Origin of the sequence: Nocardia sp. NPDC058658, from assembly GCF_042716665.1 — a bacterium.
Taxonomy (GTDB): Bacteria; Actinomycetota; Actinomycetes; order Mycobacteriales; family Mycobacteriaceae; genus Nocardia.
Genome location: NZ_JBHXRR010000002.1, coordinates 175435 through 201785 on the forward strand (window position 1 = coordinate 175435; position 26351 = coordinate 201785).

Annotated in this window: 30 protein-coding genes; 16 read left to right on the plus strand and 14 right to left on the minus strand. The window is 66.9% G+C overall.

The genetic code is table 11. From position 1 onward, the window contains the following. Complete coding sequence (locus ACFWUP_RS06040; protein WP_379231257.1) at nt 1-432, minus strand: VOC family protein; 432 nt, start codon at nt 430-432, stop codon at nt 1-3. 247 nt (nt 433-679) lie between these two features. Here ACFWUP_RS06040 and ACFWUP_RS06045 point away from each other — a divergent pair, with 247 nt between their 5' ends. Continuing rightward, complete coding sequence (locus tag ACFWUP_RS06045) at nt 680-1057, plus strand: ADP-ribosylation/crystallin J1 (RefSeq protein WP_379231258.1); 378 nt, start codon at nt 680-682, stop codon at nt 1055-1057. Nucleotides 1058-1162: 105 nt separating this feature from the next. Here ACFWUP_RS06045 and ACFWUP_RS06050 read toward each other — a convergent pair whose 3' ends face one another. Beyond that, a complete protein-coding gene (locus ACFWUP_RS06050) occupies nt 1163-1777 on the minus strand; it encodes a hypothetical protein (RefSeq protein WP_379231260.1) in 615 nt (204 codons plus the stop codon). A gap of 79 nt (nt 1778-1856) precedes the next feature. Here ACFWUP_RS06050 and ACFWUP_RS06055 point away from each other — a divergent pair, with 79 nt between their 5' ends. Further along, complete coding sequence (locus ACFWUP_RS06055) at nt 1857-2462, plus strand: TetR/AcrR family transcriptional regulator (RefSeq protein WP_379231262.1); 606 nt, start codon at nt 1857-1859, stop codon at nt 2460-2462. 137 nt (nt 2463-2599) lie between these two features. Continuing rightward, a complete protein-coding gene (locus tag ACFWUP_RS06060) occupies nt 2600-2818 on the plus strand; it encodes a hypothetical protein (protein ID WP_379231264.1) in 219 nt (72 codons plus the stop codon). 83 nt (nt 2819-2901) lie between these two features. Here ACFWUP_RS06060 and ACFWUP_RS06065 read toward each other — a convergent pair whose 3' ends face one another. Further along, entirely contained in the window at nt 2902-3996 is a 1095-nt protein-coding gene (locus ACFWUP_RS06065) for an NAD(P)/FAD-dependent oxidoreductase (RefSeq protein ID WP_379231266.1), read from the minus strand. A gap of 82 nt (nt 3997-4078) precedes the next feature. On the opposite strand from ACFWUP_RS06065, the gene ACFWUP_RS06070 reads away from it, so the two are divergent. The 3 genes from ACFWUP_RS06070 to ACFWUP_RS06080 are packed head-to-tail and all read left to right on the plus strand — an operon-like array spanning nt 4079 to nt 5349. Beyond that, nucleotides 4079-4675: a helix-turn-helix domain-containing protein gene (locus tag ACFWUP_RS06070; RefSeq protein ID WP_379231268.1), complete on the plus strand. Its 597-nt coding sequence runs from the start codon at nt 4079-4081 to the stop codon at nt 4673-4675. A gap of 36 nt (nt 4676-4711) precedes the next feature. Next, nucleotides 4712-4948, plus strand: coding sequence for a hypothetical protein (locus ACFWUP_RS06075; RefSeq protein WP_379231270.1), 237 nt, complete (start codon nt 4712-4714; stop codon nt 4946-4948). After that, nucleotides 4945-5349, plus strand: a complete 405-nt coding sequence (locus tag ACFWUP_RS06080; protein ID WP_379231272.1) for a type II toxin-antitoxin system VapC family toxin — start codon at nt 4945-4947, stop codon at nt 5347-5349. Before ACFWUP_RS06075 ends, ACFWUP_RS06080 begins: the two co-directional genes overlap by 4 nt. Nucleotides 5350-5358: 9 nt before the next feature. Here ACFWUP_RS06080 and ACFWUP_RS06085 read toward each other — a convergent pair whose 3' ends face one another. After that, complete coding sequence (locus tag ACFWUP_RS06085; protein ID WP_379231274.1) at nt 5359-5994, minus strand: TetR/AcrR family transcriptional regulator; 636 nt, start codon at nt 5992-5994, stop codon at nt 5359-5361. Nucleotides 5995-6062: 68 nt separating this feature from the next. On the opposite strand from ACFWUP_RS06085, the gene ACFWUP_RS06090 reads away from it, so the two are divergent. The 4 genes from ACFWUP_RS06090 to ACFWUP_RS06105 all read left to right on the plus strand — a co-directional run bounded on the left by ACFWUP_RS06090 (nt 6063) and on the right by ACFWUP_RS06105 (nt 11293). Then, the gene (locus ACFWUP_RS06090; protein WP_379231276.1) at nt 6063-7607 is read left to right on the plus strand and encodes a flavin-containing monooxygenase; all 1545 of its coding nucleotides are present in this window, start codon (nt 6063-6065) and stop codon (nt 7605-7607) included. Continuing rightward, nucleotides 7604-8437, plus strand: a complete 834-nt coding sequence (locus ACFWUP_RS06095; protein ID WP_379231278.1) for an SDR family NAD(P)-dependent oxidoreductase — start codon at nt 7604-7606, stop codon at nt 8435-8437. Before ACFWUP_RS06090 ends, ACFWUP_RS06095 begins: the two co-directional genes overlap by 4 nt. A gap of 13 nt (nt 8438-8450) precedes the next feature. Next, a complete protein-coding gene (locus ACFWUP_RS06100; RefSeq protein WP_379231280.1) occupies nt 8451-9404 on the plus strand; it encodes an alpha/beta hydrolase in 954 nt (317 codons plus the stop codon). 92 nt (nt 9405-9496) lie between these two features. After that, nucleotides 9497-11293, plus strand: coding sequence for an AMP-dependent synthetase/ligase (locus tag ACFWUP_RS06105; protein WP_379231282.1), 1797 nt, complete (start codon nt 9497-9499; stop codon nt 11291-11293). Nucleotides 11294-11347: 54 nt separating this feature from the next. On the opposite strand, the gene ACFWUP_RS06110 is transcribed toward ACFWUP_RS06105, so the two are convergent. After that, on the minus strand, nt 11348-12058 hold the full coding sequence (locus ACFWUP_RS06110; protein ID WP_379231284.1) for a cutinase family protein: 711 nt from the start codon (nt 12056-12058) through the stop codon (nt 11348-11350). A gap of 72 nt (nt 12059-12130) precedes the next feature. After that, nucleotides 12131-12553: a hypothetical protein gene (locus ACFWUP_RS06115; RefSeq protein ID WP_379231286.1), complete on the minus strand. Its 423-nt coding sequence runs from the start codon at nt 12551-12553 to the stop codon at nt 12131-12133. 107 nt (nt 12554-12660) lie between these two features. On the opposite strand from ACFWUP_RS06115, the gene ACFWUP_RS06120 reads away from it, so the two are divergent. Further along, the gene (locus ACFWUP_RS06120) at nt 12661-14217 is read left to right on the plus strand and encodes a molybdopterin-dependent oxidoreductase (RefSeq protein WP_379231288.1); all 1557 of its coding nucleotides are present in this window, start codon (nt 12661-12663) and stop codon (nt 14215-14217) included. A 97-nt stretch (nt 14218-14314) separates the two neighbouring features. Here ACFWUP_RS06120 and ACFWUP_RS06125 read toward each other — a convergent pair whose 3' ends face one another. Beyond that, nucleotides 14315-15802 (minus strand): DHA2 family efflux MFS transporter permease subunit, encoded by a 1488-nt coding sequence (locus ACFWUP_RS06125; RefSeq protein WP_379231289.1) that lies wholly within the window; start codon nt 15800-15802, stop codon nt 14315-14317. Nucleotides 15803-15830: 28 nt separating this feature from the next. Next, nucleotides 15831-16502, minus strand: a complete 672-nt coding sequence (locus tag ACFWUP_RS06130; protein WP_379231291.1) for a PadR family transcriptional regulator — start codon at nt 16500-16502, stop codon at nt 15831-15833. 174 nt (nt 16503-16676) lie between these two features. Between ACFWUP_RS06130 and ACFWUP_RS06135 the strand changes: the two genes are divergently transcribed. After that, nucleotides 16677-17006 carry a hypothetical protein gene (locus ACFWUP_RS06135; protein WP_379231293.1) on the plus strand — a complete coding sequence of 110 codons (330 nt, stop codon included), beginning with the start codon at nt 16677-16679 and terminating at the stop codon, nt 17004-17006. 12 nt (nt 17007-17018) lie between these two features. On the opposite strand, the gene ACFWUP_RS06140 is transcribed toward ACFWUP_RS06135, so the two are convergent. The 3 genes from ACFWUP_RS06140 to ACFWUP_RS06150 form a co-directional block, all read right to left on the minus strand. Further along, entirely contained in the window at nt 17019-17783 is a 765-nt protein-coding gene (locus ACFWUP_RS06140; RefSeq protein ID WP_379231294.1) for a PASTA domain-containing protein, read from the minus strand. A gap of 227 nt (nt 17784-18010) precedes the next feature. Next, a complete protein-coding gene (locus ACFWUP_RS06145) occupies nt 18011-18529 on the minus strand; it encodes a GNAT family N-acetyltransferase (RefSeq protein ID WP_379231296.1) in 519 nt (172 codons plus the stop codon). A gap of 17 nt (nt 18530-18546) precedes the next feature. After that, a complete protein-coding gene (locus tag ACFWUP_RS06150) occupies nt 18547-19155 on the minus strand; it encodes a hypothetical protein (RefSeq protein ID WP_379231298.1) in 609 nt (202 codons plus the stop codon). Nucleotides 19156-19402: 247 nt separating this feature from the next. Here ACFWUP_RS06150 and ACFWUP_RS06155 point away from each other — a divergent pair, with 247 nt between their 5' ends. Genes ACFWUP_RS06155 through ACFWUP_RS06170 form a run of 4 tightly spaced genes read left to right on the plus strand, consistent with a single transcriptional unit; the run spans nt 19403 to nt 22818 of the window. Then, nucleotides 19403-20287, plus strand: a complete 885-nt coding sequence (locus ACFWUP_RS06155; RefSeq protein ID WP_379231740.1) for an ABC transporter substrate-binding protein — start codon at nt 19403-19405, stop codon at nt 20285-20287. Nucleotides 20288-20312: 25 nt separating this feature from the next. Further along, on the plus strand, nt 20313-21461 hold the full coding sequence (locus tag ACFWUP_RS06160) for an ABC transporter ATP-binding protein (RefSeq protein ID WP_379231300.1): 1149 nt from the start codon (nt 20313-20315) through the stop codon (nt 21459-21461). Further along, nucleotides 21458-22111 carry an ABC transporter permease gene (locus ACFWUP_RS06165; protein WP_379231302.1) on the plus strand — a complete coding sequence of 218 codons (654 nt, stop codon included), beginning with the start codon at nt 21458-21460 and terminating at the stop codon, nt 22109-22111. Before ACFWUP_RS06160 ends, ACFWUP_RS06165 begins: the two co-directional genes overlap by 4 nt. Next, nucleotides 22108-22818, plus strand: coding sequence for an ABC transporter permease (locus tag ACFWUP_RS06170; protein ID WP_379231304.1), 711 nt, complete (start codon nt 22108-22110; stop codon nt 22816-22818). Before ACFWUP_RS06165 ends, ACFWUP_RS06170 begins: the two co-directional genes overlap by 4 nt. Nucleotides 22819-22860: 42 nt before the next feature. Here the strand turns inward: ACFWUP_RS06170 and ACFWUP_RS06175 are convergent, their stop codons facing one another. From ACFWUP_RS06175 to ACFWUP_RS06185, 3 genes are all read right to left on the minus strand, one after another. Next, nucleotides 22861-23070: a hypothetical protein gene (locus ACFWUP_RS06175; RefSeq protein WP_379231306.1), complete on the minus strand. Its 210-nt coding sequence runs from the start codon at nt 23068-23070 to the stop codon at nt 22861-22863. A gap of 71 nt (nt 23071-23141) precedes the next feature. Next, nucleotides 23142-24362, minus strand: a complete 1221-nt coding sequence (locus ACFWUP_RS06180; RefSeq protein WP_379231308.1) for an NADP-dependent malic enzyme — start codon at nt 24360-24362, stop codon at nt 23142-23144. A gap of 398 nt (nt 24363-24760) precedes the next feature. Continuing rightward, a complete protein-coding gene (locus ACFWUP_RS06185) occupies nt 24761-26317 on the minus strand; it encodes an FAD-binding protein (RefSeq protein ID WP_379231310.1) in 1557 nt (518 codons plus the stop codon). Nucleotides 26318-26351: the final 34 nt, after the last annotated feature.

Consider the following 26351-nt stretch of genomic DNA (forward strand, 5'->3'; position numbering starts at 1 on the left):
CTACACGGCGAAGATCTGCGACTCGTCGGCGAAAGCCTTGAACTCGAGGGCATTACCCGCCGGGTCGAGCAAAAACATCGTCCACTGCTCGCCGGCTTGACCTTCGAAACGCACGTAGGGCTCGATCACGAACTCCGTGTTCGCCGCACGCAGCTTGTCCGCCAGGGCGTGGAACTGCGCGACGGGGAGGATGAGTCCGAAGTGCGGCACCGGCACGTCGTGCCCGTCCACCGGATTGTGCGCTCGCGCAACAGGACCCGGCGCTAGATGCGTGACGAACTGGTGGCCGTGCAGATTCCAGTCCACCCACCTGTCGGAGCTGCGGCCCTGCTCCAGCCCGAGCACCTCGCCGTAGAAGTGCCGCGCGGCGGTCAGGTCGTCAACGGGCACAGCCAGGTGGAATCGGGGTATCGATGAATCGCTGGACGTCATCGGATGGTGCTCCTTTCGCGAACGGGCACTACCCCGCAATGCTGGCACAGCGTGCGGCGGTGCGGCTCCCGGATCAGCGGGATCGACCCAGCGGCGCAAGGCATCGCCACAATCGCCTCGGCGCCTTCGCCGACGGTCCGGAAACTACTGTGCTCGTCGAGATCTGCGGCTGTCGTCGCCCGCCGAATAACCGATGGCCTGCCACGCGCCCGCTCGGATACGGTGCGGTTCTCGCGAAGGAGTAACGATGACAACCGCACGCACCACCACGCTCTGGCGTCCGACCGGTCCCAGCGAGCTGGCGCTGGTGGCTGAATCCGGGTGGCGTGCATGGCCGCCGCGGCTGCCGGACCAGCCGATCTTCTACCCGGTTCTCAACGAGGCCTACGCGGTGCTGATCGCTCGCGATTGGAACGTGCCCGCGTCCGGCGCCGGCTACGTCACCCGATTCGAAGTCCGCACCGACTACCTCGACAACTACGACGTGCAGCAGGCCGGTGGCCGCGACATCCTCGAATACTGGATCCCCGCAGAGGATCTCGACGCGTTCAATCGGAACCTGGTCGGCGAGATCGAGGTCGTCCGCAGGTTCCCGGCGGACGCGCCGCTTCCTGACCGGCCGTGAATATCCGGCATTTTCGTACAATTCGTCTCCGTTCAGTCAGTTTTCTGACTGGAACGCCGCGAATTGTACGAAAATGCCGGGCTCCCTCCGAGTTCGACGCAGAAGTCAGGCGGTTCGGTCGGCGACCATCGCCACGCGGATTGATGCGACGGTGGTCTGCGGGTCGTCGGCCCAGAACGCGATGGTGCTCGCTGTGAAGTCGCCGTGTGGGGTGTGGAAGGTTCGCGGCTCGGTCAGGTCGATGCGGATGTTGGTCGAGTTGCCGAGGATGACGGCCAGGGTTGTGCCGTTGGGGCCGGTGAGCTGCAAGGTTTTTGGGCCGTCGTAGGCGCGGAGGTCATTGCGGACGGCGCGGATGTCGGCCAGTGGGAGGTCGAGGGTGAGTCGACGTAGGTAGCGGACGCGCAGGTGTTCGTCGGTGAGCAGGTGGGGATACATGTGGTGCGCGGCCAGCATGCCTGCCATCCACAACAGTCCCCAGGCGCCGAGGATCAGGGCGACGAGCTGGACCGGCGGCCACGGGATGAGCAGGTGGACAGCGGGGATCTCCACGGCGCTGATCACCAGGAACGCCCAGAGGAATGCCGATTCCGCGCCCGCGTAGCGGATCGGGGTGCCGCCCGCGATGTCGGGTCGCCGGGCGAAGGCGCGCGCGAGGCTCACCCACATGTCGATTTCGAGGCGGACGAAACCTCGTGCGAGTCGGGTGATCGGGCGCATCGGACCCTCCTTTTCAATACACTCGCATTGTAAAGATGGGAAGCATGGCAATACAAGTGCATTGTGAAAAGATGAGCCAATGCCGAAGCAGGTGGATCACAGTTCCCGACGCGCGACGATCAGCGACGCGGTGATGCGGCTGCTCGCCCGCGACGGCCTGGAGTCGATCAGCCTGCGTCATGTCGCCGCCGAGGCAGGGGTTTCCGCGGGTCAGGTGCAGCACTATTTCCCCAGCAAGGAGGCGATGATGGAGTTCGCGACCACCACCATCGCCGAACGGATCGCCGCCCGCATCACCGCCGCGGGCCCGGACCCCGACCTGCACCAGATCCTCACCGCGCTCCTGCCCACCGGGCCCGAATCGGCCGCCGACGCCCGCGTCCTGATCGGCTACCTGGCCTTCGCCTCGGTCCGCCCCCACATCGCCGAAACCCTCGCTACCAACGGTGTGGGCTTCCGCGACCACATCGCCACCATGATCACCGACCACCCCGACCCCACCGCTGCCGCCGAATCTCTCCTCGCACTACTCGACGGCCTCGCCCTGCACGTCACCATCGGCCAACTCTCCCCGGAGAAGGCGCAGGCACTGCTGACGGCGGCCATAGATGACGTCAACGGCTACCGCCAACGCGGCCACAACCCCTTCCTGACCGACGACGAACCAGCAGCAGATCAAGACTGATCCCCGGCCACCGCGCTCGCACACTCACACCGAGCCGAGTGGATGCCCACGTTTTCAGGGCTACCGGTCGGTCGGTTCAGAAGGAATGATTCCTGTGGCCCGCTCTGTGGCAACACTTTTCGAACTTGGGAGACAGCGTGTCGATCGGAAAAATTGTCATGGCCGGGATGACGGTCGTGGCGCTGGGAGCTTTGGCGCCCGCCACCGCCATGGCCGCGCCGACCGTAACCGCACCGGTCGCGGACAGCGGTAGCGCCGATGCGACCAGCGGGAGCGCCACCCTGGCGATGTTCATCGAGGAACTGTTCAAGCCGTGCCCGTTCAGCAGCACGGTGTGCCCGGCCACCGACAACTGAGCAACCCGGCCGAATTGCCCCGCCGCGTCCTGCGACGGGGCAATCGTCCTGTCAGACCACGCTTTTCGCGTCGGCGGGCCGCTTCAGACGCGGATTCCGGCCGCGCGTTCCGCGACCGCGGTGGCGGTGTCGGCCATCACCAGCTCCGCGTTGATCTGCGCGCCGGCCATCGCACCGGCTGCCGCGGCGGCGCCGACCTGGGCGGTGGGATCGGTGGCGTTGCCCGCGATCCAGATGCCGGGGACCGAGGTGCGGCCGACTGGGTCCGCGGGGATGTGGTCGCCGATGCCCGCGGGGTGGGGTTCGGGGGTGAGGCCGAGGCTTGTCAGGAAGGTGGCGCGGGTGTTCATGCGCGGGGCCACCACCACGGCATCGCGGTCGAGGACGGTGCCGTCGGCCAGGCGGATTCCGGTCAGATGGTCGTCGGCGAGTACCTCGACGACCTCACCCTCGACGATCCGAACACCCCGTGCCGCAAGCTTTTCCGCGTCTTCGGCGTTCAACGCGTCCGACGTATGGGTCAGGAACACGATGTCATCGCTGAGCTGGGTGAACAGCAGCGCCTGGTGCACCGACATCGGCCCGCTCGCCAGCACCGCGATCCGCTGATCGCGCACTTCCCAGCCGTGGCAGTACGGGCAGTGCAGCACCTCGTTGCCCCAACGCTCCCGCAAGCCGGGGATCTCGGGAAGCACATCGGCGAGGCCGGTCGCGATCAGGATGCGCCGGGCGCGCACGGTTCGCCCATCGGTCAGCGTCACCCGGAAGTCCGCGAAATTCGCCCCGCCGTCATCGAGTGCGCTACCCGCACCGTCGCCCTGGAGGTCACGATTCTCGACGTCCGCACTGTCGACCGCCGACTGCCTCGAACCATCGCTGCCGAACGCTCGTGCGCCCGATACAGATTCAGCGACGAGATCGACCGACACCACCTCGCCGGACACCACCTCCCCGCCGTACCCGCGCACCTCGGCACGCCCCAGCTCGAGCAGCTCCAACGGCGACATCCCCTCGCGCCCCAGTAGTCCGTGCACCCCCTGAGCAGGTGCGTTACGCGGTGAACCCGCGTCGATCACCAGCACCGAGCGCCGCGAACGCGCCAGCATCAGCGCTGCGTTCAGCCCGGCGGCGCCGCCACCGAGCACCACCACGTCATACGAATCGTTCAGTTGCGTCATCTCGACCTCCTTCGAGATTCCACAGTGCTCCCCAGCATCAAATACTGGCAACCTTCTTTGCCGATATGGCAAACTGGGCCCCATGGACGACCTCGATCAAACCCTCGACTCGGTCGGCCCCCGCCTGCGCACCCTGCGCAAACAGCGCCAGACCACCCTCGCCGACCTCTCGCAGGAAACCGGCATCTCGGTGAGCACCCTGTCGCGCTTGGAATCCGGCGACCGCAAACCCACCCTCGAACTTCTGCTCCCCCTCGCCAAGGCGCACGGCGTGACCCTCGACGAGCTCGTCGACGCCCCGCCCACCGGCGATCCGCGTATCCACATGCGCCCGATCACCCGCCACGGCATGACGATGATTCCGCTCACCAAACGGGCGGGCGGCATCCAGGCTTTCAAGATGATCATCGCCCCTGGCGCCCGCGATCGACCCCAGACGCCGCAGGTACACGAGGGCTACGAGTGGCTCTATGTCCTCAACGGTCGCCTACGCCTGATCCTCGGCGACAACGACCTCGTCATCAGCCCCGGCGAGGCCGCCGAATTCGACACCCATATCCCGCACTGGTTCGGTGCCGCCGACGAGCAATCCGTCGAGTTCATCAGCCTTTTCGGCAAACAGGGCGAGCGCGCTCACCTGCGCGCGCAACCCAAGAGCGCCACCCAGCACACGAAATAGCGACATGCGCATGCCATGCGCATGTACTATGGATTCATGGGTGTAGCTATTCAGATCAAAGACGTACCCGAGGCGGTCCGAGACGCGATCTCCGCACGCGCGGCCGCACGCGGCCAGTCGACACAGGCCTACCTTCGCGCGCTGCTGGATCGCGAGTTCCGCGCCGAGCGAAACCGAACGCTCCTCGAGGGCACGATCGGGCGTCGACATCTGACAATGAGCGCCGACGAGGTAGTTGACGAGATCCGTGGCGGCAGGGAAGGCGACGAGTGATCGTCATTGACGCCAATGTCATGGTGATGGCACTTGCCAACCCGACATCTCAAGGCGACTCCGCCCGATCCGCCATGCTCGCCGACGACAACTGGATCGCGCCCGCGCATATGCCGCTCGAGGTACTGCGGACACTGCGCAAGGCCGTACTCGGCAAACGCCTGGACAGTGCCGACGCGGATGCCGCGTTCGGTGCGTTGTCGGCGATGCAGATCGACTACATCGACATGAGCGCAGGTCTGCTCCACGCGGTCTGGGCTATGCGCAACAACGTCTCTGCCTATGACGCGGCATATTTGGTAGTCGCCGCCGTTCACGATGCCCCAGTGGTGACCTTCGATGCCCGCCTCGCCAAGGCCGCCGGGATCGCCGCACCGAACATCCAGGTAACCCTGCTGTAAGAACAGCCCTCAGCCCTGCAGCGCGGCGATGAGCGCCGGGCTCAACGTCAGTGCGGGCAACGACTCCACCAGCAGGTCGACCAATGCCTCGCGACTGATCGGCTTCTCGATGATCCAGATCAGGATGGTCTCCTCGACGAACGCGATCCAGCCACGAATGGCCATGGCGAGCCGGGCGAGTTCGGCGCCCTCGGGCGGCAGCGGCAGTTCGCTGATGATGAGATCGGCGATGGCACCACGGGTTTGGTCGACGTAACCGGCCATGTCGGGGGTGACACTGGCCGGCCCGCGCAGCACCGAGCGGTAGGGCGCGGAGTGCTCGGTGACGTAGTCGACGTAGCGCTCGATCGAGTCGCGCAGCATGTCGAACAGCCCCAGTTCGCGATTGGGCATCACCGCGGTGAAGAACTCGGTGCTCACGTGCCGGGCGATCGCCTCGTGGAATTCCTGCTTGGAGGCGAAGTAGTGGAACAGCAGCCCGCGCGAGATACCCGCCAACTTGGCGATGTCGTCGACCGAGATCCCCTCCAGCGGCCGGTCGACCAGCATCTCGGCGCCGAGGGTGATCAGCTGCAGCCTGCGCTCCTCGGGACTGAGGCGCACACGCTTGGTCTCTCCCGCATTCCTGGTGCTCACAACGGCCATCCTAACCACTACTGAATATGATTCAATAGCTGTTGACTCCGTCTCAATAAGACCGTATTCTGCTTTACATGAGTCGCAAGGTTACAGACAAAGTTGTCGAACCCCGAGCAGACGCCCGCCACGCGAAGACGATCATCGTCGGTAGCGGGTTCGCCGGCCTCGGCATGGCCATCCGCCTGCGTCAGCAGGGCCGCGAGGACTTCCTCGTGCTCGAGCGCGGCAGCGATGTCGGCGGCACCTGGCGCGACAACACCTACCCCGGTGCCGCCTGCGACGTGCCTTCGCACCTGTACTCGTACTCGTTCGCGCTGAACCCGGACTGGACGCGCTCGTTCTCCAAGCAGGGCGAGATCCAGAGCTACATCAAGTCGGTCGCCGCGCGCCACGACGTGCTCGGCAACCACATCTTCGACTGCGACGTGACCAGCATCCGCTGGAACAACGACACCGCCCGGTGGGAAATCGGTTCCAGCCAGGGCGAGTTCACCGCCGACACCGTGGTCTCGGCCATCGGCGCGCTGTGCGAGCCGTCGCTGCCGGATATCAAGGGCATCAACGACTTCGAGGGCGAGATCTTCCACTCCGCCCGCTGGAACCACGACGCCGACCTCGCGGGCAAGCGCGTCGCGGTGATCGGCACCGGCGCCTCCTCGATCCAGATCGTGCCCTCGATCGCGAGCGAGGTCGCCTCGCTCGACGTCTACCAGCGCACCGCGCCGTGGCTGCTGCCGCGCATGGACCGCCCCTACCTGCTGCCCGAGCGCCTGGCGTTCAAGCACATCCCCGGCTTCCAGCGCCTGTCCCGCGCGGCCATCTACGCCATCCGCGAGACCCAGGTCGTCGGCCTGACCAGGCTGCCCTTGCTGATGAAGGCCTTCGAGGGCCTCTCGCGCGCCAAGCTGCAGATCGAGATCCGCGATCCCGAACTGCGCAAGAAGGTCACCCCGAACTACCGGATCGGCTGCAAGCGCATGCTGATCTCCAACGAGTACTACCCGGCGCTGGACCGCGACAATGTCGACGTGATCACCGACGGCATCGCCGAGGTGAAGCCGGGCTCGATCGTGAGCAAGGACGGCACCGAGCGCGAAATCGACGCGCTGATCGTGGCGACCGGCTTCCACGTCACCGACTCCCCGGTCTACGAGACGGTGTACGGCCGCGACGGCCGCTCGCTGTCGGAGGTCTTCGACGAGGGGGGCCAGCAGGCGTACAAGGGTGCGGCGATCGAGAACTTCCCGAATATGTTCTTCCTGGTCGGCCCGAACGTGGGCCTCGGCCACACCTCGATGGTGTACATGATCGAATCGCAGATCAACTACGTCGCCGACGCGCTCGCGACCATCGACGCCGAGGGCCTGCGCACGGTGGAGGTCCGCAAGGATGTCCAGCAGGCCTACAACCGCGAACTGCAGGACAAGCTCGCCAAGACCGTCTGGAACACTGGTGGTTGCGCGAGCTGGTACCTGGACAAGCACGGCAACAACACCACCCTGTGGCCCGATTTCACCTTCCGGTTCCGCAGTCTCACAAGACAATTCGACGCCGACGCCTACAATGTGACAACCTCTGCCGCCGCGCGCGCAGACGATCAGAAAGTGGTAGCTCAGTGAGCAAAGATGCTTACTTCACGAACAAAGTCTGCGTGATCACCGGAGCCGGTTCCGGCATCGGACGCGCGCTGGCCGAGAACCTGGCCGCCCGTGGCGCCAAGCTCGCGCTGTCCGACATCGACGCCGAGGGCCTGGCCCAGACCGTCGCCTCCTGCGAGAAGCTGGGCGCGCAGGTCAAGTCCGATCGGCTCAACGTGGCCGAGCGCGAGGCGTTCCTGCTCTACGCCGATCAGGTGAAGGCGCACTTCGGCGTCGTGCACCAGATCTACAACAACGCGGGCATCGCCTACCACGGTGACGTGATCAAGACCGAGTTCAAAGACATCGAACGCATCATGGATGTGGACTTCTGGGGCGTCGTCAACGGCACCAAGGCGTTCCTGCCGATGCTGATCGAGTCCGGCGACGGCCACGTCGTCAACGTCTCCAGCCTGTTCGGCCTGGTCACCGTGCCCGGCCAGGCGGCCTACAACTCGGCCAAGTTCGCCGTTCGCGGCTTCACCGAGGCGCTCTACCAGGAGATGAAGGTCGCCAAGGCGCCCGTCAAGGTCACCTGTGTGCACCCCGGCGGCATCAAGACCGCGGTCGCCCGCAACGCCACCTACGCCGAGGGCATGGACGGCGCCCAGGCCGCCACTCTGTTCGACAAGTACCTGGCGATTCACTCCCCCGAGATGGCCGCGCAGACCATCACCGAGGGTGTGCGCAAGGGCCACGCCCGCGTGCTGATCGGCTGGGAGGCCAAGGTGCTCGACGTGAGCGTGCGCTTCCTCGCCTCCGGCTACAACCGCATCTCGGCCGTGATCAACGGCCGCTTCATGCCGAACTGACACAGGAAACTCCATGCGCGAGTTCAAGATTCCGCTGCCGATCGTGCGCGCGGTGCTCGACCCGGTCTACCGAGTGAGTCTGCACGCACGGATGCCGGTCGCGGTGCAGCGCGTGCTGCTCGACGTCGCCTCCCGGCTGCAGCTGATGCCCGACGGTTCCGTCGTGCAGCACCTGCAGCTGGGTGGCCGCCCGGCCGAGCGCGTGATCGCCGAAACCGCCATTCCGGGTTCGCGTACCCGGGCGGTCCCGCCGGAACGTGCGGCGGGGGCGATCTTGTACCTGCACGGCGGCGGTTATGTGGTCGGTTCGCTGGCCACGCACCGGTCGCTGGTGGCCAGGCTCGCGCTCGAGACCTCGTGCGCGGTCTATTCGCTGGACTACCGGCTGGCGCCGGAGCACCCGTTCCCGGCCGGTCTCGACGACGCCGAGGCCGCGTTCCTGGAGCTGGTCGGCAATGTCGGCTACCGACCGGATCAGATCTGTCTGGCCGGTGACTCGGCGGGCGGCGGCCTGGCGATGGCACTGACCCAGCGACTGATCGAACGGCACCAGATGACGCCCGCCGCACTGGGCCTCATCGCACCGTGGGTCGACCCCACCGAAGTGCCGAGCAAGGACCGCGACCTGGTGATCAACCGGGCGTGGTCACAGGCGTGCGCCGCCTACTACCTCGGCGACGCCGCCGCAACCGAAGTGGGTTACGCCCCGCTCTCGGGAGACCTGATCGGCCTGCCACCTACCTATGTGCAAGTCGATGTGAGCGAACTCCTGCACGACCAGTGTTGCAAGCTCGTCTCAGCCCTGCGTGGAGCCGGAGTGCACGTCCGCTTCACCGAAACCCGCGGCCTCTGGCACGTCGCGCAACTGCAAGCCGCGCTGGTCACCGAGGCAGCGTTGGCACTCAGCGAACTCGCAGAATTCCTGCGAGAAGCAATACAGCCGGTATCGATCAACGATTTACGATAAAGCCTGGTGACGGGCAATTCGGGCGGCGATATCGCGACCCGGCCGAACGTGTCGTAGATTACTGGCGAGTAGAACCCACTGGAAGGGCACAGATGCGAGAGTTCGAAGTTCCGGCTTCCTACACCATCCCGGACGATGCGAACAATTCCGACAACGTCTTCCGCTTCGCGCAGGAGACGCCGAACACGGTCTTGTTCAACGTCCCGAACGGCAGCGGCGGCTGGAATGACGTCACGGCGGCACAGTTCGAGAAAGCCGTCACCGGCGTCGCCAAAGGCCTGATCGCCTCCGGCATCGAGCTGGGCGACCGCGTCGCGATCATGGCGGCCACCCGATACGAGTGGACGCTGCTCGACTTCGCGATCTGGGCCGCCGGCGGCGTCACCGTCGCGATCTACGATTCCTCGGCCGCCGAGCAGGCCAAGTGGATCCTGCAGGATTCCGAGACCAAGCTGCTGGTCGTCGAGAACGCCAAGCACCGCGCCACGATCGACGAGATCGAAGCAGGCTCGCTGCCCGCGCTCGCCGAGACCCTCGAGATCGACAAGGACGCGATCGCCACCCTGACCGAGCGTGGTGCCGAGCTCGACGATTCGGTCGTGCACGAGCGTCGCAAGCAGGTCGGCGCGGCCTCCCCCGCCACCCTGATCTACACCTCGGGCACCACCGGCAAGCCCAAGGGCGTGCAGCTCACCCACGCGAACCTGTGGGCCGAATCGCGTTCGGGCGGCATCGAACTCAGCGCGTTCGTCGCCGAGGGCCAGAAGACCCTGCTGTTCCTGCCGCTGGCGCACGTGTTCGCCCGCGCCGTCGCGCTGATCGCCTTCGATTCCAAGGTGACCATCCGCCACAGCTCGGACTGGACCACGCTGGTCGAGCAGTTCGGCGAGTTCAAGCCGGACTTCATCCTCTCGGTGCCGCGCGTGTTCGAGAAGGTGTTCAACTCCGCCAAGCAGAAGGCGCACGACGCGGGCAAGGGCAAGATCTTCGACGCCGCCGCTGACGTGTCGATCGCCTTCAGCACCGCACTGGAGACCAAGGAGGGCCCGAGCCTGGCCCTCAAGGTCAAGCACTTCGTGTTCGACAAGCTGGTCTACAGCAAGCTGCGCGCGGCCCTCGGTGGCCAGTGCCTGGCCGCTGTCTCCGGCGGTGGCCCGCTGGGCGCGCGTCTGGGCCACTTCTTCCGTGGTGCGGGCGTGACGATCTACGAGGGCTACGGACTCACCGAGACCACCGCCGCGTTCAGCGTCAACACCCCGTCGCAGATCCGGGTCGGCTCGGTCGGTCGCCCGATCCAGGGCCACGCGGCCAAGATCGCCGACGACGGTGAGCTGCTGCTCAAGGGCTCGGTCGTGTTCGGCGGCTACTGGGGCAACGACGAGGCCACCGCCGAGTCGTTCGAGGACGGCTGGTTCAAGACCGGCGACCTCGGTGCCATCGACGCCGACGGCTTCATCACCATCACCGGTCGCAAGAAGGAAATCCTGGTCACCGCGGGCGGCAAGAACGTCTCCCCGGCGATCCTCGAGGACTCCCTGCGCGCGCACCCGCTGATCAGCCAGGTCATGGTCGTGGGTGACGGTCAGCCGTTCATCGGCGCCCTGATCACCCTCGATCCCGAAGCCCTGCCGGGCTGGAAGGATCGCAACGGCGTCGCCGCCGACACCGCGATCGAGACCCTGATCGAGAACGAGGCGCTCGTCGCCGAGATCCAGGCCGCGATCGACGAGACCAACAGCAAAGTCTCCAAGGCCGAGGCGATCAAGAAGATCCGCATCCTGCCGGTCGATTGGACCCAGGAGACCGGTGAGCTCACCCCGAAGATGTCGCTCAAGCGCGCCGTCGTGATGAAGCAGTACGCGGGCGAAGTAGACAAGATCTACTCCTGATCCTCGCTGTTCGAAAGGCCGGTTGCTCTTGTGGCAACCGGCCTTTCGGCTTCTCTAGAGTCGTTGTGCAGCGAATTGTGCTGCGGTGACGGTCATTCCGTTGATGCCGTAGAGGGTGTGCAGGGCATTGGGTTGGGCCAGTGGGGAACCGTCGCAGATGTTGTCGGCCTGGATGCACAGGTCGATGGTCTTGTTCCGGTAGGCCGTGCCCAGCGATACCGCGGGTGCTTCGGCGTCACGCATGAACCGGTCCGACGGTTTGCCGAACAGCACGACCGCCGCCACGTGCTCGGCCACCTCGGGTGCCATCGGCTCTGGCAGATACCGCTCGTACTCCGGCGGCACACCCTCCGGCACGTCACCGTCGGTGGCGAACCCGGCGACCGCCGCGCCCTGCGAGTATCCGCCGAGGACGATCCGGGTGCCGGGGCAGTTGGTCGCCACGTACTCGACCCGCCGCTGCGCATCGTCGATCCCCTGCAGGACGGTGTGCGCGAAGCCGAGCCGGTCGGCGAAGTCGCTGCTCGCCGGGTAGTCGACCCCGTACGAGCCGACCGAACGTCCACCGGCGTTCGCGCGCAACGCTTCGACGAACGACAAACCGGTGAGACCGAGCGCGCCACCGGGCTCCGCGGTCCCGCGCGCGAACACCACCTCGACGTCGGAGCACGGCGCGGCGGTGGCGGAGTGGATGGGCGATACCAGGGGAATCGCGGCTGCCATCAAGACTGCAGACACGAATCGTGGAAGAGAACGTGCTGTCATGCCGCGCAGACTACCGACCGCCGCCGCTCACCAGCGCTTTCACCACCGGCGCGCCGCCATAGGTATGCCGCCTCAGGCCACGCTCACCTGCCTCGACCGCAGCACGCGCAGGCCGGCGATGGCGATCGCGATGTCGGCCGTGATCTCGAAAAGTGCTGCGAACCAGGAGAATCCGGTGACTCCGGCGCTGGGCGGGGCGTTGATGAAGCTGTCGCTGAGTGGGCCGAACCAGTCCGGGAGCAGGTGCACGATCGTGAAGCCGGCCGCGCTGGCGAAGCCGATGAAGACAGCGGCACGGGCGCCTTCGCGATGGCCGCGGAACACCAGCAACACGGTGAACAGCGCGAAGAGGAGTTGCAGGGTGCCGAGGGTGTTGACCAGGGCTGAGGTCGCGTCCATGCCGCGGCGCATGTGGTCGGCGCCGTGCACCAGGAGGGCGACGGTGAAGACCGCGGCGGTGACGCGCAGTGTCTGTTCGGGTGATGTCTCGGTCATGTTGCCTCCTGCCGAGGGTGGACTTCCTACTACACAGTGTAGTTTTCAGCAGGTGTTCGCGGGAGGGTTCGGCCGTCACGAGTTGGTCACCGACGTAGGCTCGGTTGATGGTGTTCTTGCGGGCGGTGGCCGGGGTCGTGGCCGCGGCACTGGTGCTCGGTGTTGCGGAGTTGGTCGCGGTGTTCGCCGGGGTCGGTAGCGCGCCCGCGTACGCGCTCGGTGCGACCGTTGTCGACCACACGCCCGACGGACTTCGGGAGTGGGCGATCTCGACCTTCGGGACGCATGACAAGGCCGTGTTGTTCGTCTGCATGGGTGTGGTGGCGGTGGTTGTCGCCGGGATCGCCGGGGTGCTGGAACGTAAGAATCGGCCGATCGGGTCGGTGGTTTTCGCGGTGTTCGGTGTGGGAGCCGCGGCGATCGGCGCCGGTCGGATCGGCGGTTTCGCCGGGGCACTCCCCGCGCTGATCGGGACCGCGGCGGGGATTCTCGCGTTGCGCGGACTCACGCGGCGGATCGACACAACATCCGAACGGTCGGCGGCGAAACATGTTGCGCCGGAATCGAATGCCAGTGGCGCTGAGGAACTCGTCGCGAAGGCCGGGCGGCGGCGGGTGCTCGGTGGGATCGCCGCGACCGGGGTGTTGGCGATCGGGGCCGGGCTCGCGGGAAGGCTGCTCGGCGGGGCACGACGTGATGTGACGGCCGAGCGGGCAGCAGTCGAACTGCCCACGCCCGCAACACCTTTGCCGAAGCTTCCGCCGGGTGCCGATCTACGGGTACCCGGGCTGACCTCGTACCTCACCCCCAACAGCGACTTCTACCGCATCGATACCGCGCTGATCGTTCCCCAGGTATCCACAGACACCTGGTCCCTGCGCATCCACGGCATGGTCGAACAGGAAATCACGCTCACCTGGGACGACCTCCTGCGCCGCACCCCGGTCGAGCGCCTGGTCACCCTCGCCTGCGTCTCCAACCCGGTCAACGGCGACCTCATCGGCAACGCCCGCTGGCTCGGCTACCGCCTCGACGAACTCCTCGCCCAGGCCCGCCCGCTCCCCGATGCCGACATGGTTCTGTCTCACAGCAGTGACGGCTGGACAGCGGGTAGTCCCCTCGCGGCCCTCACCGACGGACGCGACGGCCTGCTCGCCATCGGTATGAACGGCGAGCCCCTCCCGATCCAGCACGGCTACCCCGCCCGCCTGGTCGTCCCCGGTCTCTTCGGCTATGTCTCCGCCACCAAGTGGGTCACCGAACTCGAGGTCACCCGCTTCGACAAAGCCACCGCCTACTGGACCCGCCGCGGCTGGGCCGCCCACGGCCCGATCAAAACCGGCACCCGCATCGACACCCCACGCGGCCGGGGTCGAATCCCGCAGGGCCGCACCGTGATCGCCGGTGTCGCCTGGGCCCAACATCGCGGCGTCACCGCCGTCGAAGTCCAGATCGACGACGGCGACTGGCAGCCCGCCCAGCTGTCCACCGAGGTCACCATCGACACCTGGCGCCAATGGACCTACGACTGGGACGCCACCCCCGGCCAACACACCTTCCGCGCGCGCACCCTCGACCCCACCGGCCCCCAAACCGCCGTCTCCCAGGACGTCATCCCCGATGGCGCGACGGGCTACCCCGCCCTCACCATCCAGGTGAGCTGAGTGCCACCACCGGCGTAATCACACACTTCGTGCCTGTTCAGTCAGAAAACTGATTCAAAACGCGCGAAGTGTGTGATTACGCCGGTCCGAACCGGGTCTACCGGGGCACGCCGCCCACATATTCACCGGTCGAATCGGTGGCCTTCTTGCGCGCGCCCGACTTCCCGTGTCCCACGAACAAAGCCGAGGCGACCACGCCGATCAGCAGGATGGCGGCGGGCAGGATCATCGACTGGGCCAGTGAGGTGCTGAATTCGTCGAGGATGTGGGGCGGGAGGGGGCCGGTGGCGGCGCCCTCGCCGACCGGGCCGCTGTCGCCGAGGCCGTTGGCGGTGAGGCGGGCGGCGATCAGGGCGCTGATCGCGGCACTGCCGAGGACCGCGCCGACCTGGCGGGTGGTGTTGTAGATGCCCGCACCCGCTCCGGCCAGGGTGACCGGCAAGTTGTGGGTGGCGGTCGAGGCGAGCGGGGCCCAGATGCAGGAGCTGGCGAGTCCACCGACGCCGGCGGCGATCAGAAACCAGATGATCGACGAGTCCGGGCTCATGAGCACACCGAAGGACGCCACCGAGCCTGCGAACAGCACGAACCCGATGGTCGGCAACAGTCGCGGCGGTAGTTTGTCCGACACCCTGCCGATGAACGGCGCGGTGACACCGGTGATGATCGCCATCGGCGCGAAGACCAGCGCCGACATGGTCGGCGACATCTCCCGCACCGCCTGCAGATAGAAGTACGACGGCACCATCATCGACGTCACCGCGGCACCCATGGCGGCGATCGCCAGGTTCGACAGCGCGAAGTTGCGGTCGCGGAACAGGCTCAGCGGCACCAGCGGTTCGCCCTTGTTGCGCGCCTGGTTGATCACGAACACGATCAGCATCACCACGCCGAAGCCGATCAACAGCCAGATCCGCAACGACCAATCCTGCGAATTGCCTTCCTGGATACCGACAACCAGGGCCAGCATGCCGATTCCACTGAGTACGACGCCGACGATGTCGAACTTGTGGTCGCTCGTCGGCAGCGCGGGCACCAACCACACGGCCAGCCCGAACGCGATGACCCCGACCGGCACGTTGACGATGAAGATCCACTCCCAGCCGAGGTTGTCGACCAGCACACCACCCATGATCGGGCCGATCAACGTGGCCAGCCCGGCGACACCACCCCACAGACCCATCGCGGCGCCGCGCTTGTCCGGCGCGAAGGTGCGGGTGATCACGGCCATGGTCTGCGGGGTCATCAGCGCGGCGCCGATGCCCTGCGCGGCGCGGGCGGCGATCAGCATCCCGATGCTGCCCGACAGGCCGCACCACAGCGAGGCTGCGGTGAATACCGCGAGGCCGATCAGATAGATGTTCTTCGGCCCGAACTTGTCGCCGAGACGGCCGGTGACCAGCAGCGGCACCGCGTAGGTGAGCAGGTAGGCGCTGGTCACCCAGATGACGTTGGAGATGTCGGTGTGCAGCTCGGTCATGATGGCCGGGTTGGCGACCGCGACGATCGTCATGTCCAGCAGGATCATGAAGAACCCGACCACCAGCGCGAACAGCGCCAGCCACGGATTACGTTGGGTGGTCATCGAATTCGTTCCAATCGGGGAGAAGGATTCAGCTTCGGGCGGCCCAGCGCGGCCGAGGCGCGGCGTCCGGGTGATCCCCGCTCGGCCATTCGTGGGTGTGATCGCCGGTGATCCGTTCGCCGGTGTCGGGATCGAACTGCTCCCACGGCACGGCACCGCTGCCGAGTTCGGCGGCGAAGTCGGTGATCCAGGTGAGTTCGGCGTGGACGGTGGCGCGAATGTATTCCAGGACAACGTAATAGCGGCGCGGCATGGCACGGCCGCGCGTCCAGTCGAGCAGCGCGTCCATGTCGACGCAGGCCTGGTTCAGGTGTTCCGCGCGTTCCTCGAGCAGCGCGACGACCTGATCCTGCGGGAGGGTGTGCGCCTCCGACAGCGCCACCCGGAAGATCGGATACTCCTGCACCGGCAGGCGCAACAGCTCCGCGATCCGCCCCCGCAACGCGCTACGCCCCGCCTCGGCGATCCGATACGTGGTCCGCTCGGGCCGATTCCCCGCCCGCCCGACCCCCTCCGCAACCACCATCTCGTCATCAGCCAACCGCGCCACCACGTGATACAGCGACCCCGGCCGCACCTTGACCAGCAGATCCTCCCGCCGAGCGATCAGCAGCTGATACATCTCATACGGATGCATAGGCCGCTCATCGAGCAACGCGAGCACCGCGATAGCCAACGGCGTCAACGCACTCCGCCCCACCCCACCACCTCCACTCAGCGCAATGTTCCGAACCAAATATTCCAGTAGGAATATACGGAACGGAACATGGGCTGACAAGGGGGCTGGACCGGGAAGCGGACCCCGAGACGTACCGGGTCTCACCTGAACGGCCGTAGAATCGGCAGTCGAACGTGACAGCTCGGGGGAATCACAGTGGGGGCACATCGATTTCGGCGCACAGCCATCGCATTACTGGCCGTCGCCATCACCACCGCCGGCTGCGGCGACATAGAACGCGCACTCAACCGTGGCGGCGCCACACCCTGCGGCGACTACCTCGACCAGGACGCCGACACCCAGCGCCTGACGATCACGAAGTTCATCCAGGATCGCCGCGACAACAGCGAGGACCTCTCCCCCGCAACCGTCGACGTCGCACGAGGCGGCATCAACATGCTGTGCTCGATCCCCTCGAACGCCGACGTCCCCATCGAGAACGCCACCCTGACGGGCCTCGAAATCCGCATCCCACCGACACGATGACCGGGCGCGAGATCAGCACGGCGCCGCGGCGCCGATCTCTTCGGTCTCCAAGGTGACGACGGAGTTGGCGGGGGCGTTGGTTCCGGCCGCCGGTTGCTGAGTTGCGACCATGCATTGACCGCCGTTCTTACCGCGGTTCTCCCCGCCGACGATCTTCACCTGGAAGCCCGCGGCGGTGAGTGTGTTCCGTGCCGTGCCGGGACGTTCGCCCAGCACGCTGGGGACAGCCGTGGTCGCCCGCGTACTGGAGAGTTCGGTGGACTCCCTCGAAATCGAGAAGTATTCGCCACTGAAATTGTCGGAGCAGGAGATGTCTGTCTCGCTCGAGGTACAGGAGATGCCGTTGCCGATAACGGTGGAGCCGTAGGGGAGGACGAGAGCGTCCTGCTTGCCGTAGAACACGGGCTCGGTGACACACAGGAACAACGAACCGGACGCGCCGACTCCCGCCGCGGGAATCGGCGAGTTCCCGACCTCGCGCTTGGCGCAGGCATCCTCACCCTGGGGCGTCGCCGCTTCACGACCCGTACAAGCCGCCTGGATCGGCATCTCGTAGTTCGTCATCGGCTGATCGAAGATGGCGCAGTGGAACATCCCGCTCGGCGACTGGAAGAACAGTCCCGACTTGCCGTAGTTGTTTGCCGACTGCCGGTAGCGCTCGTACTCGGTGAGGTTCAGGTCTCCCGTGGCCCGCGCCTGTTGCGTGGAGGTCGGGGCGGTCGCTTGTCGAGGCGGGGCGGCGTTTTCAGCGGTGGAACAACCGGACAACACTCCCACGGCCACCACAGCAGCGAGCACAGACAACAACGAGCGCAACGAACTTCCCCCTGATAAGCGACGATCCGCCGCTGACAACCGAGAGCTAATGCTAACAGGACTGCTTCGTACAGAAGCCGTTCAATTGCCCTGTGCTACAACGAGCTTCATCCGTTGATCCGACTCCTGGCCGGGATGCTCTCAGCGAACCGCCGTGGCCAGCGGCGACCAAGGCACGACCCCGTTGTTCAGCTGAGACGTCGTTCGAACCAATGGTCTGCGAGCGGATCGTTGCCGTAGGGCGGGGTTTCGGTGTAGCCGTGTTTCAAGTAGAGGGCGCGGGCTTCGGTGAGGTCTTTGCGGGTGTTGAGGCGGATTGTGTGGGCGCCGAGGGTGCGGGCGGTTGATTCGGCTGCGTGGAGCAGGGCGGTTGCGCCGCCGTTGCCGCGGGTGTCGGGGTGGACGAACATGCGGGTCAGTTCGAGGGTTCGGGGGGCGAGGTGGCGTAGGCCGATGCAGCCGGCGGGGTGGCCGTGGTGGTGGGCGAGTAGGAGGAGGCCGGTGGGTGGGGTGAGGTCGTCGCTGTGGTGGCCTTCGGCTAGGTGGCGGTCGATTTCCGCGTCGTCGGTGGGGCGGCCGTGGTAACGGGTGATCATTTCGGCCAGGTAGAGGCGGAGGAGGGCGGCGGCCGGCGGGGAGTGGGGGTCGGCGGGCTCGACGTGCCACGCGTAGTCGGAGTCGGTGACGCGGCGGATCTCGTCTTTCACGCAATCACTCCCAGCACTCAGAGGGCGTGGGCGTCCAGCCAGGTGCGGGCCACGTCGGCGGGGCGGGTTCCGGCTTCAATCTGGTGGATCAGGGCGGTCAGGTCTTCGGTGGTTAGTTCGCCTGCGACGTAGTTGAGTTTTTTCAGCTGTCGGCGGTCGAAGATGCCGGAGCGGTAGACGGCGAGGATGTTCTGGGCGCGCAGGGTGTAGTCGGGGTCGGGCAGGGCCGCGGGAGGACGGAGGTCGGTGCCGTCGGCGGCGTCGGTGACCGAAAGGCCCTGTGGGAGTGAGGCGTTGACGGCGGTGGTGACCTCGTCGGGTTTGCGGGCGGGTGAGCCAGGGTTCCAGTCGGTCAGCAGGTCACCGTTGCGGGCGGGCAGGACGGCGATGCGGCCGGAGTCGAGGTCGCCGAGCGGGTTGACCAATTGGGTGACGACAGCGGTCGGTGTGCCGGTGCGGGCCAGGGCCTGGGAATAGATCTCGGCGAGCAGAACTGATTCCGTCGTCGAATCCCCACCCACCACAACCACCGGACGGGTGTCCTCGGAGGCGCAGGAAACAGTGCCGAAAACGCAGGTGGCAGCCAGGATCGCGGCGGCGGTTCGACGCACGACGACCGAATGCATCCGACGACACCAACTTTCTGAATTTGCCGTCAACCCGCGCAATTCGGCCCGACGGCGGGCAGTATGAACTACCAGAATGTACCTGTGGCCCCCGGGTCGCACGCACAGCGCACTGCCCGCCTTTGCCGGAAGGACACCAGTGAAAACCGCCTTCGCCTCCTCTTCAACGCGACAACGTCGACCGGCACGCAGCCTCGCGGTCCGGGCGGGCCGGGTGCTGGCTGCCGCTGTGGCACTGGCCGCCGCCATGATCCTCGCCTCCTGCGGCAACAGCGATCCGCTTGCCGCCAAGGGAGATTGCACCAGCGACGCGCTGATCGTCGGCTCGGCCAATTTCCCCGAATCCGAGACCGTCGCCAACATCTATACCGAAGCATTGCGGATCAACGGCTTCAAAGTCGACACCAAGTTCGATATCGGCAGCCGCGAGGCCTACATTCCGGCCCTGCGCCAGTGCGCCATCTCGCTGATCCCGGAATACACCGGCAACCTGCTGCAATACCTCGACAAAGACGCCACCGCCACCGCCGCCACCGAGGTGAACGCCGCGCTCACCAAGGCACTCGGCGAAGACCTCGCCATCGCAACGCCCGCCCCCGGTGAGGATTCCGACGCCGTCGTCGTCACCCGCGCCACGGCCGACAAGTGGAGTCTGAAGACCATCGCCGATCTCGCCCCGCATTCGGCCGAGGTGAAATTCGGTGCGATGGCCGAATTCGCGCAGCGCCCGGGCGGGCTGCCGGGGTTGAAGAAGAACTACGGCCTCGATATCAGCGATGCCAATTTCGTGCCGATCGCCGACGGCGGCGGGCCCGCCACGGTGCGCGCCCTGGTCGACGGGCAGGTGAACGCCGCCGATATCTTCACCACGTCGCAGGCGATCGCGCAGAACGACCTGGTCGTCCTCGCCGATCCGAAGCACAATTTCGCGGCCCAGAATGTGGTGCCGCTGTTCAATTCCGCGAAGAAGACCGATAAAGCGGTCGCGGTGCTCGATGCGGTATCGGCCAAATTGACCACCACCGAACTGATTTCGCTGAACACGGCCGTTTCCGGCGACAGCAAGATCGAGCCGAAGGCGGCCGCGCTCGCCTGGATCACCGCGCAAGGGTTGAACTCCCCCATCGGCTGAGGCATTGCGCCTCGAGGAGAACTCGTTGTCCGACATCGTATTCAGCGGTATCGATAAGACGTATCCGAACGGCACGCACGCGGTGCGCGATCTGAATTTGCGCATCGAATCCGGCTCGTTCACGGTGTTCGTCGGGCCGTCCGGCTGCGGCAAGACCACCTCGATGCGCATGATCAACCGGATGGTCGAGCCCACCGCGGGCACCATCACCATCGACGGTCGCGATATCGCGACGGTCGACCCGGTGAAATTGCGCCTCGGCATCGGCTATGTGATCCAGAGCGGCGGGCTGCTGCCCAACCGCAAGGTGATCGACAATGTGGCGACCGTGCCCGTCCTGCTCGGACAGTCACGCAAAGCCGCCCGCGCCGCCGCGCTCGAGGTGATGGACCGTGTGGGCCTGGATCGCCATCTGGCGCAACGGTATCCGGCCCAGCTTTCAGGCGGCCAGCAGCAACGGGTGGGGGTGGCGCGGGCATTGGCAGCGGACCCACCGGTGCTGTTGATGGACGAGCCGTTCAGCGCGGTCGACCCGGTGGTGCGGGCGGAATTGCAGTCGGAGATGCGGCGATTGCAGGCGGAGCTGAACAAGACGATCGTGTTCGTCACCCACGATATCGACGAGGCGATCACCCTCGGCGACAAGATCGCGGTATTCGGACGCGGCGGGGTGCTGCAGCAGTACGACACCCCCGAGCGCGTACTCGCCCAGCCCGCAACGGATTTCGTCGCCGGTTTCGTCGGCCGGGATCGGGGCTACCGAGGGCTGTCGTTCCGCAGTGCCGATGCCGTTGCGCTGGCGCCGATTCGGACGATCGAGGCCGATGACATCGTCGGCTTGCGGCTCACCCAGGGCGAATGGGCGCTGATCGTCGATGCCGACGGGAAGCCGGGCGGCTGGATCGATGTGACCGGCGTGGAAGGGGTCCGCGCCGGAAAACCCCTGGACGCCAGCGTTTCCGCCGGTGGTTCACTGTTCACGCCAGCAGGCGATCTGCGGCAGGCCCTGGACGCGGCGATCTCCTCCCCCTCCGGGATCGGCGTCGCCGTCGACGAGGCGGGCGCCGTGCGCGGCGGACTGCTGGCTGCCGACGTCCTGACCCAACTCGCCGAGCAGCGGGCAACCGAGGACGCCGAACGCAACCAGGAGTTCTTCACGCAGGGCGCATCGTGAGATACCTGATCGACAACTTCGCCGACATCATGGCGATCACCCGCACCCACCTGGTGCTGGCGCTGGTCCCGCTGCTGATCGGCTTGGTGATCGCGGTGCCGATCGGCGCGCTGGTGCACGGAAACCGGTGGGCCAGAAGAATCACCACCACGGTATCGAGCCTGGCCTACACGATTCCCTCGCTCGCCCTGTTCGTGATCATCCCGCCGCTGATCGGCATCTCGATGATCGACCCGCTCAATGTGATCATCGCGCTCACCGTGTATTCGACCGCGCTGCTGTTGATCGCGGTGCCGACGGCACTGGATACGGTGCCCGCCAGCGTGATCGATGCCGCCGATGCGATCGGCTTCGGCCGGTTGCGGCGGACCGTCACCGTCGATATGCCTTTGGCGCTACCGGTTTTCACCGCTTCCCTGCGGGTGGTGGTGGTCACCAATATCGCGATGGTGTCGGTCGGCGCGTTGATCGGGGTCGGCGGGCTCGGCAAACTGTTCACCCAGGGCTATCAGCGTGACTATCCCGATCAGATCATCGCCGGCATCATCGTCACCCTGGTGCTGGCGCTGATCTTCGACCGGCTGGTGTTCCTGCTCGGCACCCTCGCGACGCCGTGGACCCGGGCCGATGCGAAGGGTGCGCGCGCGTGAACCTGTTCATCGAAGCCTGGAACTACCTGAGCGACGGCGCGAACTGGGGCGGGCCGACCGGCATCGAACACCGTTTGCTGCAACACCTTTGGTACAGCTTCCTCACGGTGGCGCTGTCGGCGGTGATCGCGGTGCCGCTCGGCTTGATCATCGGGCACACGCGGCGCGGCAGCGCGGTGATGGTCGGGTTCGCCAATGCCATGCGGGCATTGCCGACCTTGGGTCTGCTCACGTTTCTGGTGCTCGGGCTCGGGCTCGGGCTGATCCCGCCGCTGCTGGCGCTGATCACCGTCGGCATTCCGCCGCTGCTGGCGGGCGCGTATGCGGGGATCGCGAACGTGCCTGCCGATGTGGTGGACGCGTCGCGGGCGATGGGGATGACGGAAAGCCAGATCCTGTTCCGGGTCGAGGTGCCCAATGCGCTGCCGGTAATCCTCGGCGGATTGCGCAGCGCCACACTGCAAGTGGTCGCCACCGCGACCATCGCCGCCTATGTCAACCTCGGTGGGCTCGGGCGCTACATCTTCGACGGGATCGGGCTCTACCGCTATGACCTGGTGTTGGTCGGCGCGCTACTGGTTGCGATGCTTGCCCTGGTGCTCGACGGACTGCTCGCGGTGGCGGTCTGGGCCAGTGTGCCAGGATCCGGCCGGGTCACGCGCTCCGGCGTAATCACGCAAATCGACGCCGCAAAGTCAGAATTCTGATTGGAACGCGCCGTTGTGCGTGATCAGGCCGGTCCTGCGGCGTCAGTCGTCGCCGAGAAGTGCGCGCAGGTGCGGGTCGTCGGCCAAGATCTCCTTGACTCTGGCCCGCTCGCTCGCTCGATGCGCCTGAGCCTGAATCCACTCCTGGGCGGCGAGCACCATCGCCACATTCACCGACACACCGTCGGCCTCGGCCCCGGCTGCCAGCTGTTCGTAGACCTCGTCGGGTAGCTGCACGGTGATCGTGGTCATCATCCGATGATCCCAGACAACACAACAGCGCCCCCGCTCCGGTGGGAACGAGGGCGCTGTCGACGGAGAAACTAGGCGACGCCCTCGGCGCGCGCCGCTTCCGCGACGGCGTCGGCGACGGCCGGGGCCACGCGCGGGTCGAGCGGGCTCGGGATGATCTTGTCGACGGCCAGCTCGTCGGCGACGACACCGAAGATGGCGTTCGCGGCGGCGACCTTCATCCCCTCGGTGATGCGGCGGGCGCCCGCATCGAGGGCACCCTTGAACACACCGGGGAACGCGAGCACATTGTTGATCTGGTTCGGGAAGTCGCTGCGACCCGTCGCCACGATCGCCACGTACTTGGCGGCCACATCGGGGTGGATCTCCGGGTCCGGGTTGGACATGGCGAACACGATCGCCTCGGGGGCCATCGAGGCGATGAGCTCTTCGGGGATCTTGCCCGCGGACAGGCCGAGGAACACGTCGGCACCGGCGAGCGCTTCGGCCGCGCCACCGGTGAGACCACGCGGGTTGGAGCGGGCGGCCAGCTCGGCCTTCACCTCGTTGAGGCCGGCGCGACCGGCGCTGATGATGCCCTTGGAGTCGAGCACGACCACGTCGGGGATACCGGCGGCGAGCAGGATGTTCGAGCAGGCCACACCGGCGGCACCGGCACCGGAGACGACGACCTTCAGGCCCGACATGTCACGGCCCTGCACCGCGGCCGCGCCCTTGAGGGCGGCCAGCACCACGATGGCGGTGCCGTGCTGGTCGTCGTGCATGACGGGGCAGTCGAGGGCCTCGATGACGCGGCGTTCGATTTCGAAGCAGCGGGGGGCGGAGATGTCTTCCAGGTTCACCGCGCCGAAGCTCGGGCGCAGGTGGATCAGCGTCTGGACGATCTCGTCGGGGTCGGTGGTGTCGAGCACCAGCGGGATCGAGTTCAGGCCCGCGAACTTCTTGAACAGCGCGGCCTTGCCCTCCATCACGGGCAGCGAGGCGCGCGGGCCGATGTCGCCGAGGCCGAGCACGGCGGTGCCGTCGCTGACCACGACCACGAGGCGGTCGGTCCAGGTGTAGCGCTTGGTGAGCGCGGGATCCTCGGCGATGGCCCGGCTGACCTGGGCGACGCCGGGGGTGTAGGCGATGGACAGGTCGCGCTGGGTCTCGAGCGGCGCGGCCAGCTCGACCGACAGCTTGCCGCCGAGGTGGCCCGCGAAGATCTCGTCGTTGGTGATGGCAGCGAGGCTCGCTGCGTCATCGGCCTTGGGCGCCGCGGTGGCATTCGGTGCGTCAGTCACAGGTGACACGATTTCACTCCTGCTCGAGTCGGGCTCAACCGGGGGACGGTTACCGCCGGGTATATCGGAACTACACATTTCTGAGGCGCTGCAACGCTCATCGGGTGCGCGACTGCGCGCGTTTCGCGGTGGAAACCGGTACGCGTGGCGCGGCACTGATCCGCCGAGCGGAGCCGGACAGGTGGGTCCAGGCGAGCAAAACGGGTCGACCATCGCGGCGACGGTGCGTCGCACGGCGGAAGGTCACCATGTCCCCGAACCCGGCGGTGGCAAGGGAAGGGAATTCGGAACATTCTGCCAGCACGGTGTGTCTATTGCCAAACCGCGTCATGGATCGAGCGTAACCGGGTCGAATTGCCGTGGCGTAAGCGAAAACTCGCAGCACAGCGGGAACATCCGGTGAACTTTCACACCGCGGCGGGGGTGGCCTCGGTGAGCTCGCCGCCGAGTGCGTCCGGCCATTCCTCCCGACGCACCCACACTTCGTCGAGCCCGCCACAGCGCAGCCGCACGAGCCAGTCGGCGTGGGCGTCGGGGTGGTCGATGCGCCGGTGGATGCCGCGGCTCTCGGTGCGCACCAGCGCGCTGTAGCCCGCCCACCGGGCGACGGCGAGCAGGGCCGCGGCCTGGCGGGCTCGGAGCTGTTGGACACCGAGGCCGCCGAGTTCCAGGCGGGCGCCGGGCCACATGGCGTCCAGTTCGGCGATGCTGTCGCCGAGGCTGCCCGCGCTGCGCCGGTAGCTGCGCCGCAACGGCAGCGTGTGTTCCTGCACCAGCCCGACCACCGAGCGCGGGTCGATGTGCGCGTGCGGGCCGAGACCCGCGCCGGGCACGGGGCGCGCGCTGCTCGCGCGTTCGTTGGCGATCGCGAACGCGGCCGCACCGTGGCCCGCCCAGGTGCCGGAGGCCAGCGCCCACGCGCCGTTGAGGCCGCCGCCCGCGCCCGCCGCTCCGGTGACGATCTGCCTGCCCGTCACATCGCCCGCACCGAACAGGCCGCGGATGGTGGTCGCGCAATCGGTGTCGGCGATGGCGAGTCCGCCCGCACCGCGGATGGTGCCCTCCAGCACCGCCCGCACGGGCACCCGGCCGGTCGCATCGATCGCGCCGTGCCTGCTCAGCCAGTGCCGGACGGTGTCGGGCACTTCGTGCAGGGCGGCGAAGACCCGTCGGCCGTCGGCGATGGCGGTGAGTGCCGCCGGATACCGGTCGGGCAGTTCGACGCCCGCTTCGTCGTAGAGGGCCGCGAAATGCACCGCCAGGCCGGGCGCGACGGCCGGATGCGGATGTACTCGCGACAGCACCGGCGCCAACCCGTAGGCACTGGAGAATTCCATCCCGCACAGTTCGGCCCCGGCTTCGGCGGCCATCAGCAGGCCCTCGCCGGTACTCACCTCGGTCCCCGCGCCGCCGGACAGGAACGCGCAGCCGCCGGTGGCGACCACGACCGCGCCCGCTCGCACGGTCCACGGCCGAAACTTGTTGTGGCGCTGGACTCCCGCGGCACCGACCACGGTGCCCGCCGGGTCGACGAGCAGTTGCAGCGCCGGATGGTGATCGAGGATGCGCACGCCCGCCTCGAGCGCGCCGCGCCGCAGTCGGCGCAGGTAGCTCGCGCCGTCGAAGTGGACATGGGCCTGGTCGCCGGACGGGTCGGGGACGCGGTGGCGGGTGCCCGACCAGGTCTGCAAACGCCGGTGGGTCTCGTCGACGACGCGGTGCAGCCAGGACCGATCGCCGAGCCCGCCGCCGGCGACGAACGCCTGCTCGACCGCCGCCGCCCGGCCCGGACCGGGGGGAATGTCCCAGAGCACGGTCGTGCCGTACACGGTGGGACCGCTGGAACCGCAGCGGCTCTTGTCGACCAGCACCACCCGTACGCCCGCCGCGGCGGCGGAGACGGCGGCCCAGAGCCCGGCGGGTCCACCGCCGAGGATCAGAACGTCGGTTTCGATGCTGGTCACAAAGAGAAATATTCGGGCACAGTTCACCCGACCG

Coding starts and splice junctions, on each gene's coding strand:
- ACFWUP_RS06040 (WP_379231257.1), bottom strand. CDS start 432: ATGACGTCCAGCGATTCATCGATACCCCGATTCCACCTGGCTGTGCCC.
- ACFWUP_RS06045 (WP_379231258.1), top strand. CDS start 680: ATGACAACCGCACGCACCACCACGCTCTGGCGTCCGACCGGTCCCAGC.
- ACFWUP_RS06050 (WP_379231260.1), bottom strand. CDS start 1,777: ATGCGCCCGATCACCCGACTCGCACGAGGTTTCGTCCGCCTCGAAATC.
- ACFWUP_RS06055 (WP_379231262.1), top strand. CDS start 1,857: ATGCCGAAGCAGGTGGATCACAGTTCCCGACGCGCGACGATCAGCGAC.
- ACFWUP_RS06065 (WP_379231266.1), bottom strand. CDS start 3,996: ATGACGCAACTGAACGATTCGTATGACGTGGTGGTGCTCGGTGGCGGC.
- ACFWUP_RS06070 (WP_379231268.1), top strand. CDS start 4,079: ATGGACGACCTCGATCAAACCCTCGACTCGGTCGGCCCCCGCCTGCGC.
- ACFWUP_RS06075 (WP_379231270.1), top strand. CDS start 4,712: ATGGGTGTAGCTATTCAGATCAAAGACGTACCCGAGGCGGTCCGAGAC.
- ACFWUP_RS06085 (WP_379231274.1), bottom strand. CDS start 5,994: ATGGCCGTTGTGAGCACCAGGAATGCGGGAGAGACCAAGCGTGTGCGC.
- ACFWUP_RS06090 (WP_379231276.1), top strand. CDS start 6,063: ATGAGTCGCAAGGTTACAGACAAAGTTGTCGAACCCCGAGCAGACGCC.
- ACFWUP_RS06100 (WP_379231280.1), top strand. CDS start 8,451: ATGCGCGAGTTCAAGATTCCGCTGCCGATCGTGCGCGCGGTGCTCGAC.
- ACFWUP_RS06105 (WP_379231282.1), top strand. CDS start 9,497: ATGCGAGAGTTCGAAGTTCCGGCTTCCTACACCATCCCGGACGATGCG.
- ACFWUP_RS06110 (WP_379231284.1), bottom strand. CDS start 12,058: ATGACAGCACGTTCTCTTCCACGATTCGTGTCTGCAGTCTTGATGGCA.
- ACFWUP_RS06115 (WP_379231286.1), bottom strand. CDS start 12,553: ATGACCGAGACATCACCCGAACAGACACTGCGCGTCACCGCCGCGGTC.
- ACFWUP_RS06120 (WP_379231288.1), top strand. CDS start 12,661: ATGGTGTTCTTGCGGGCGGTGGCCGGGGTCGTGGCCGCGGCACTGGTG.
- ACFWUP_RS06125 (WP_379231289.1), bottom strand. CDS start 15,802: ATGACCACCCAACGTAATCCGTGGCTGGCGCTGTTCGCGCTGGTGGTC.
- ACFWUP_RS06150 (WP_379231298.1), bottom strand. CDS start 19,155: ATGCATTCGGTCGTCGTGCGTCGAACCGCCGCCGCGATCCTGGCTGCC.
- ACFWUP_RS06155 (WP_379231740.1), top strand. CDS start 19,403: ATGATCCTCGCCTCCTGCGGCAACAGCGATCCGCTTGCCGCCAAGGGA.
- ACFWUP_RS06175 (WP_379231306.1), bottom strand. CDS start 23,070: ATGACCACGATCACCGTGCAGCTACCCGACGAGGTCTACGAACAGCTG.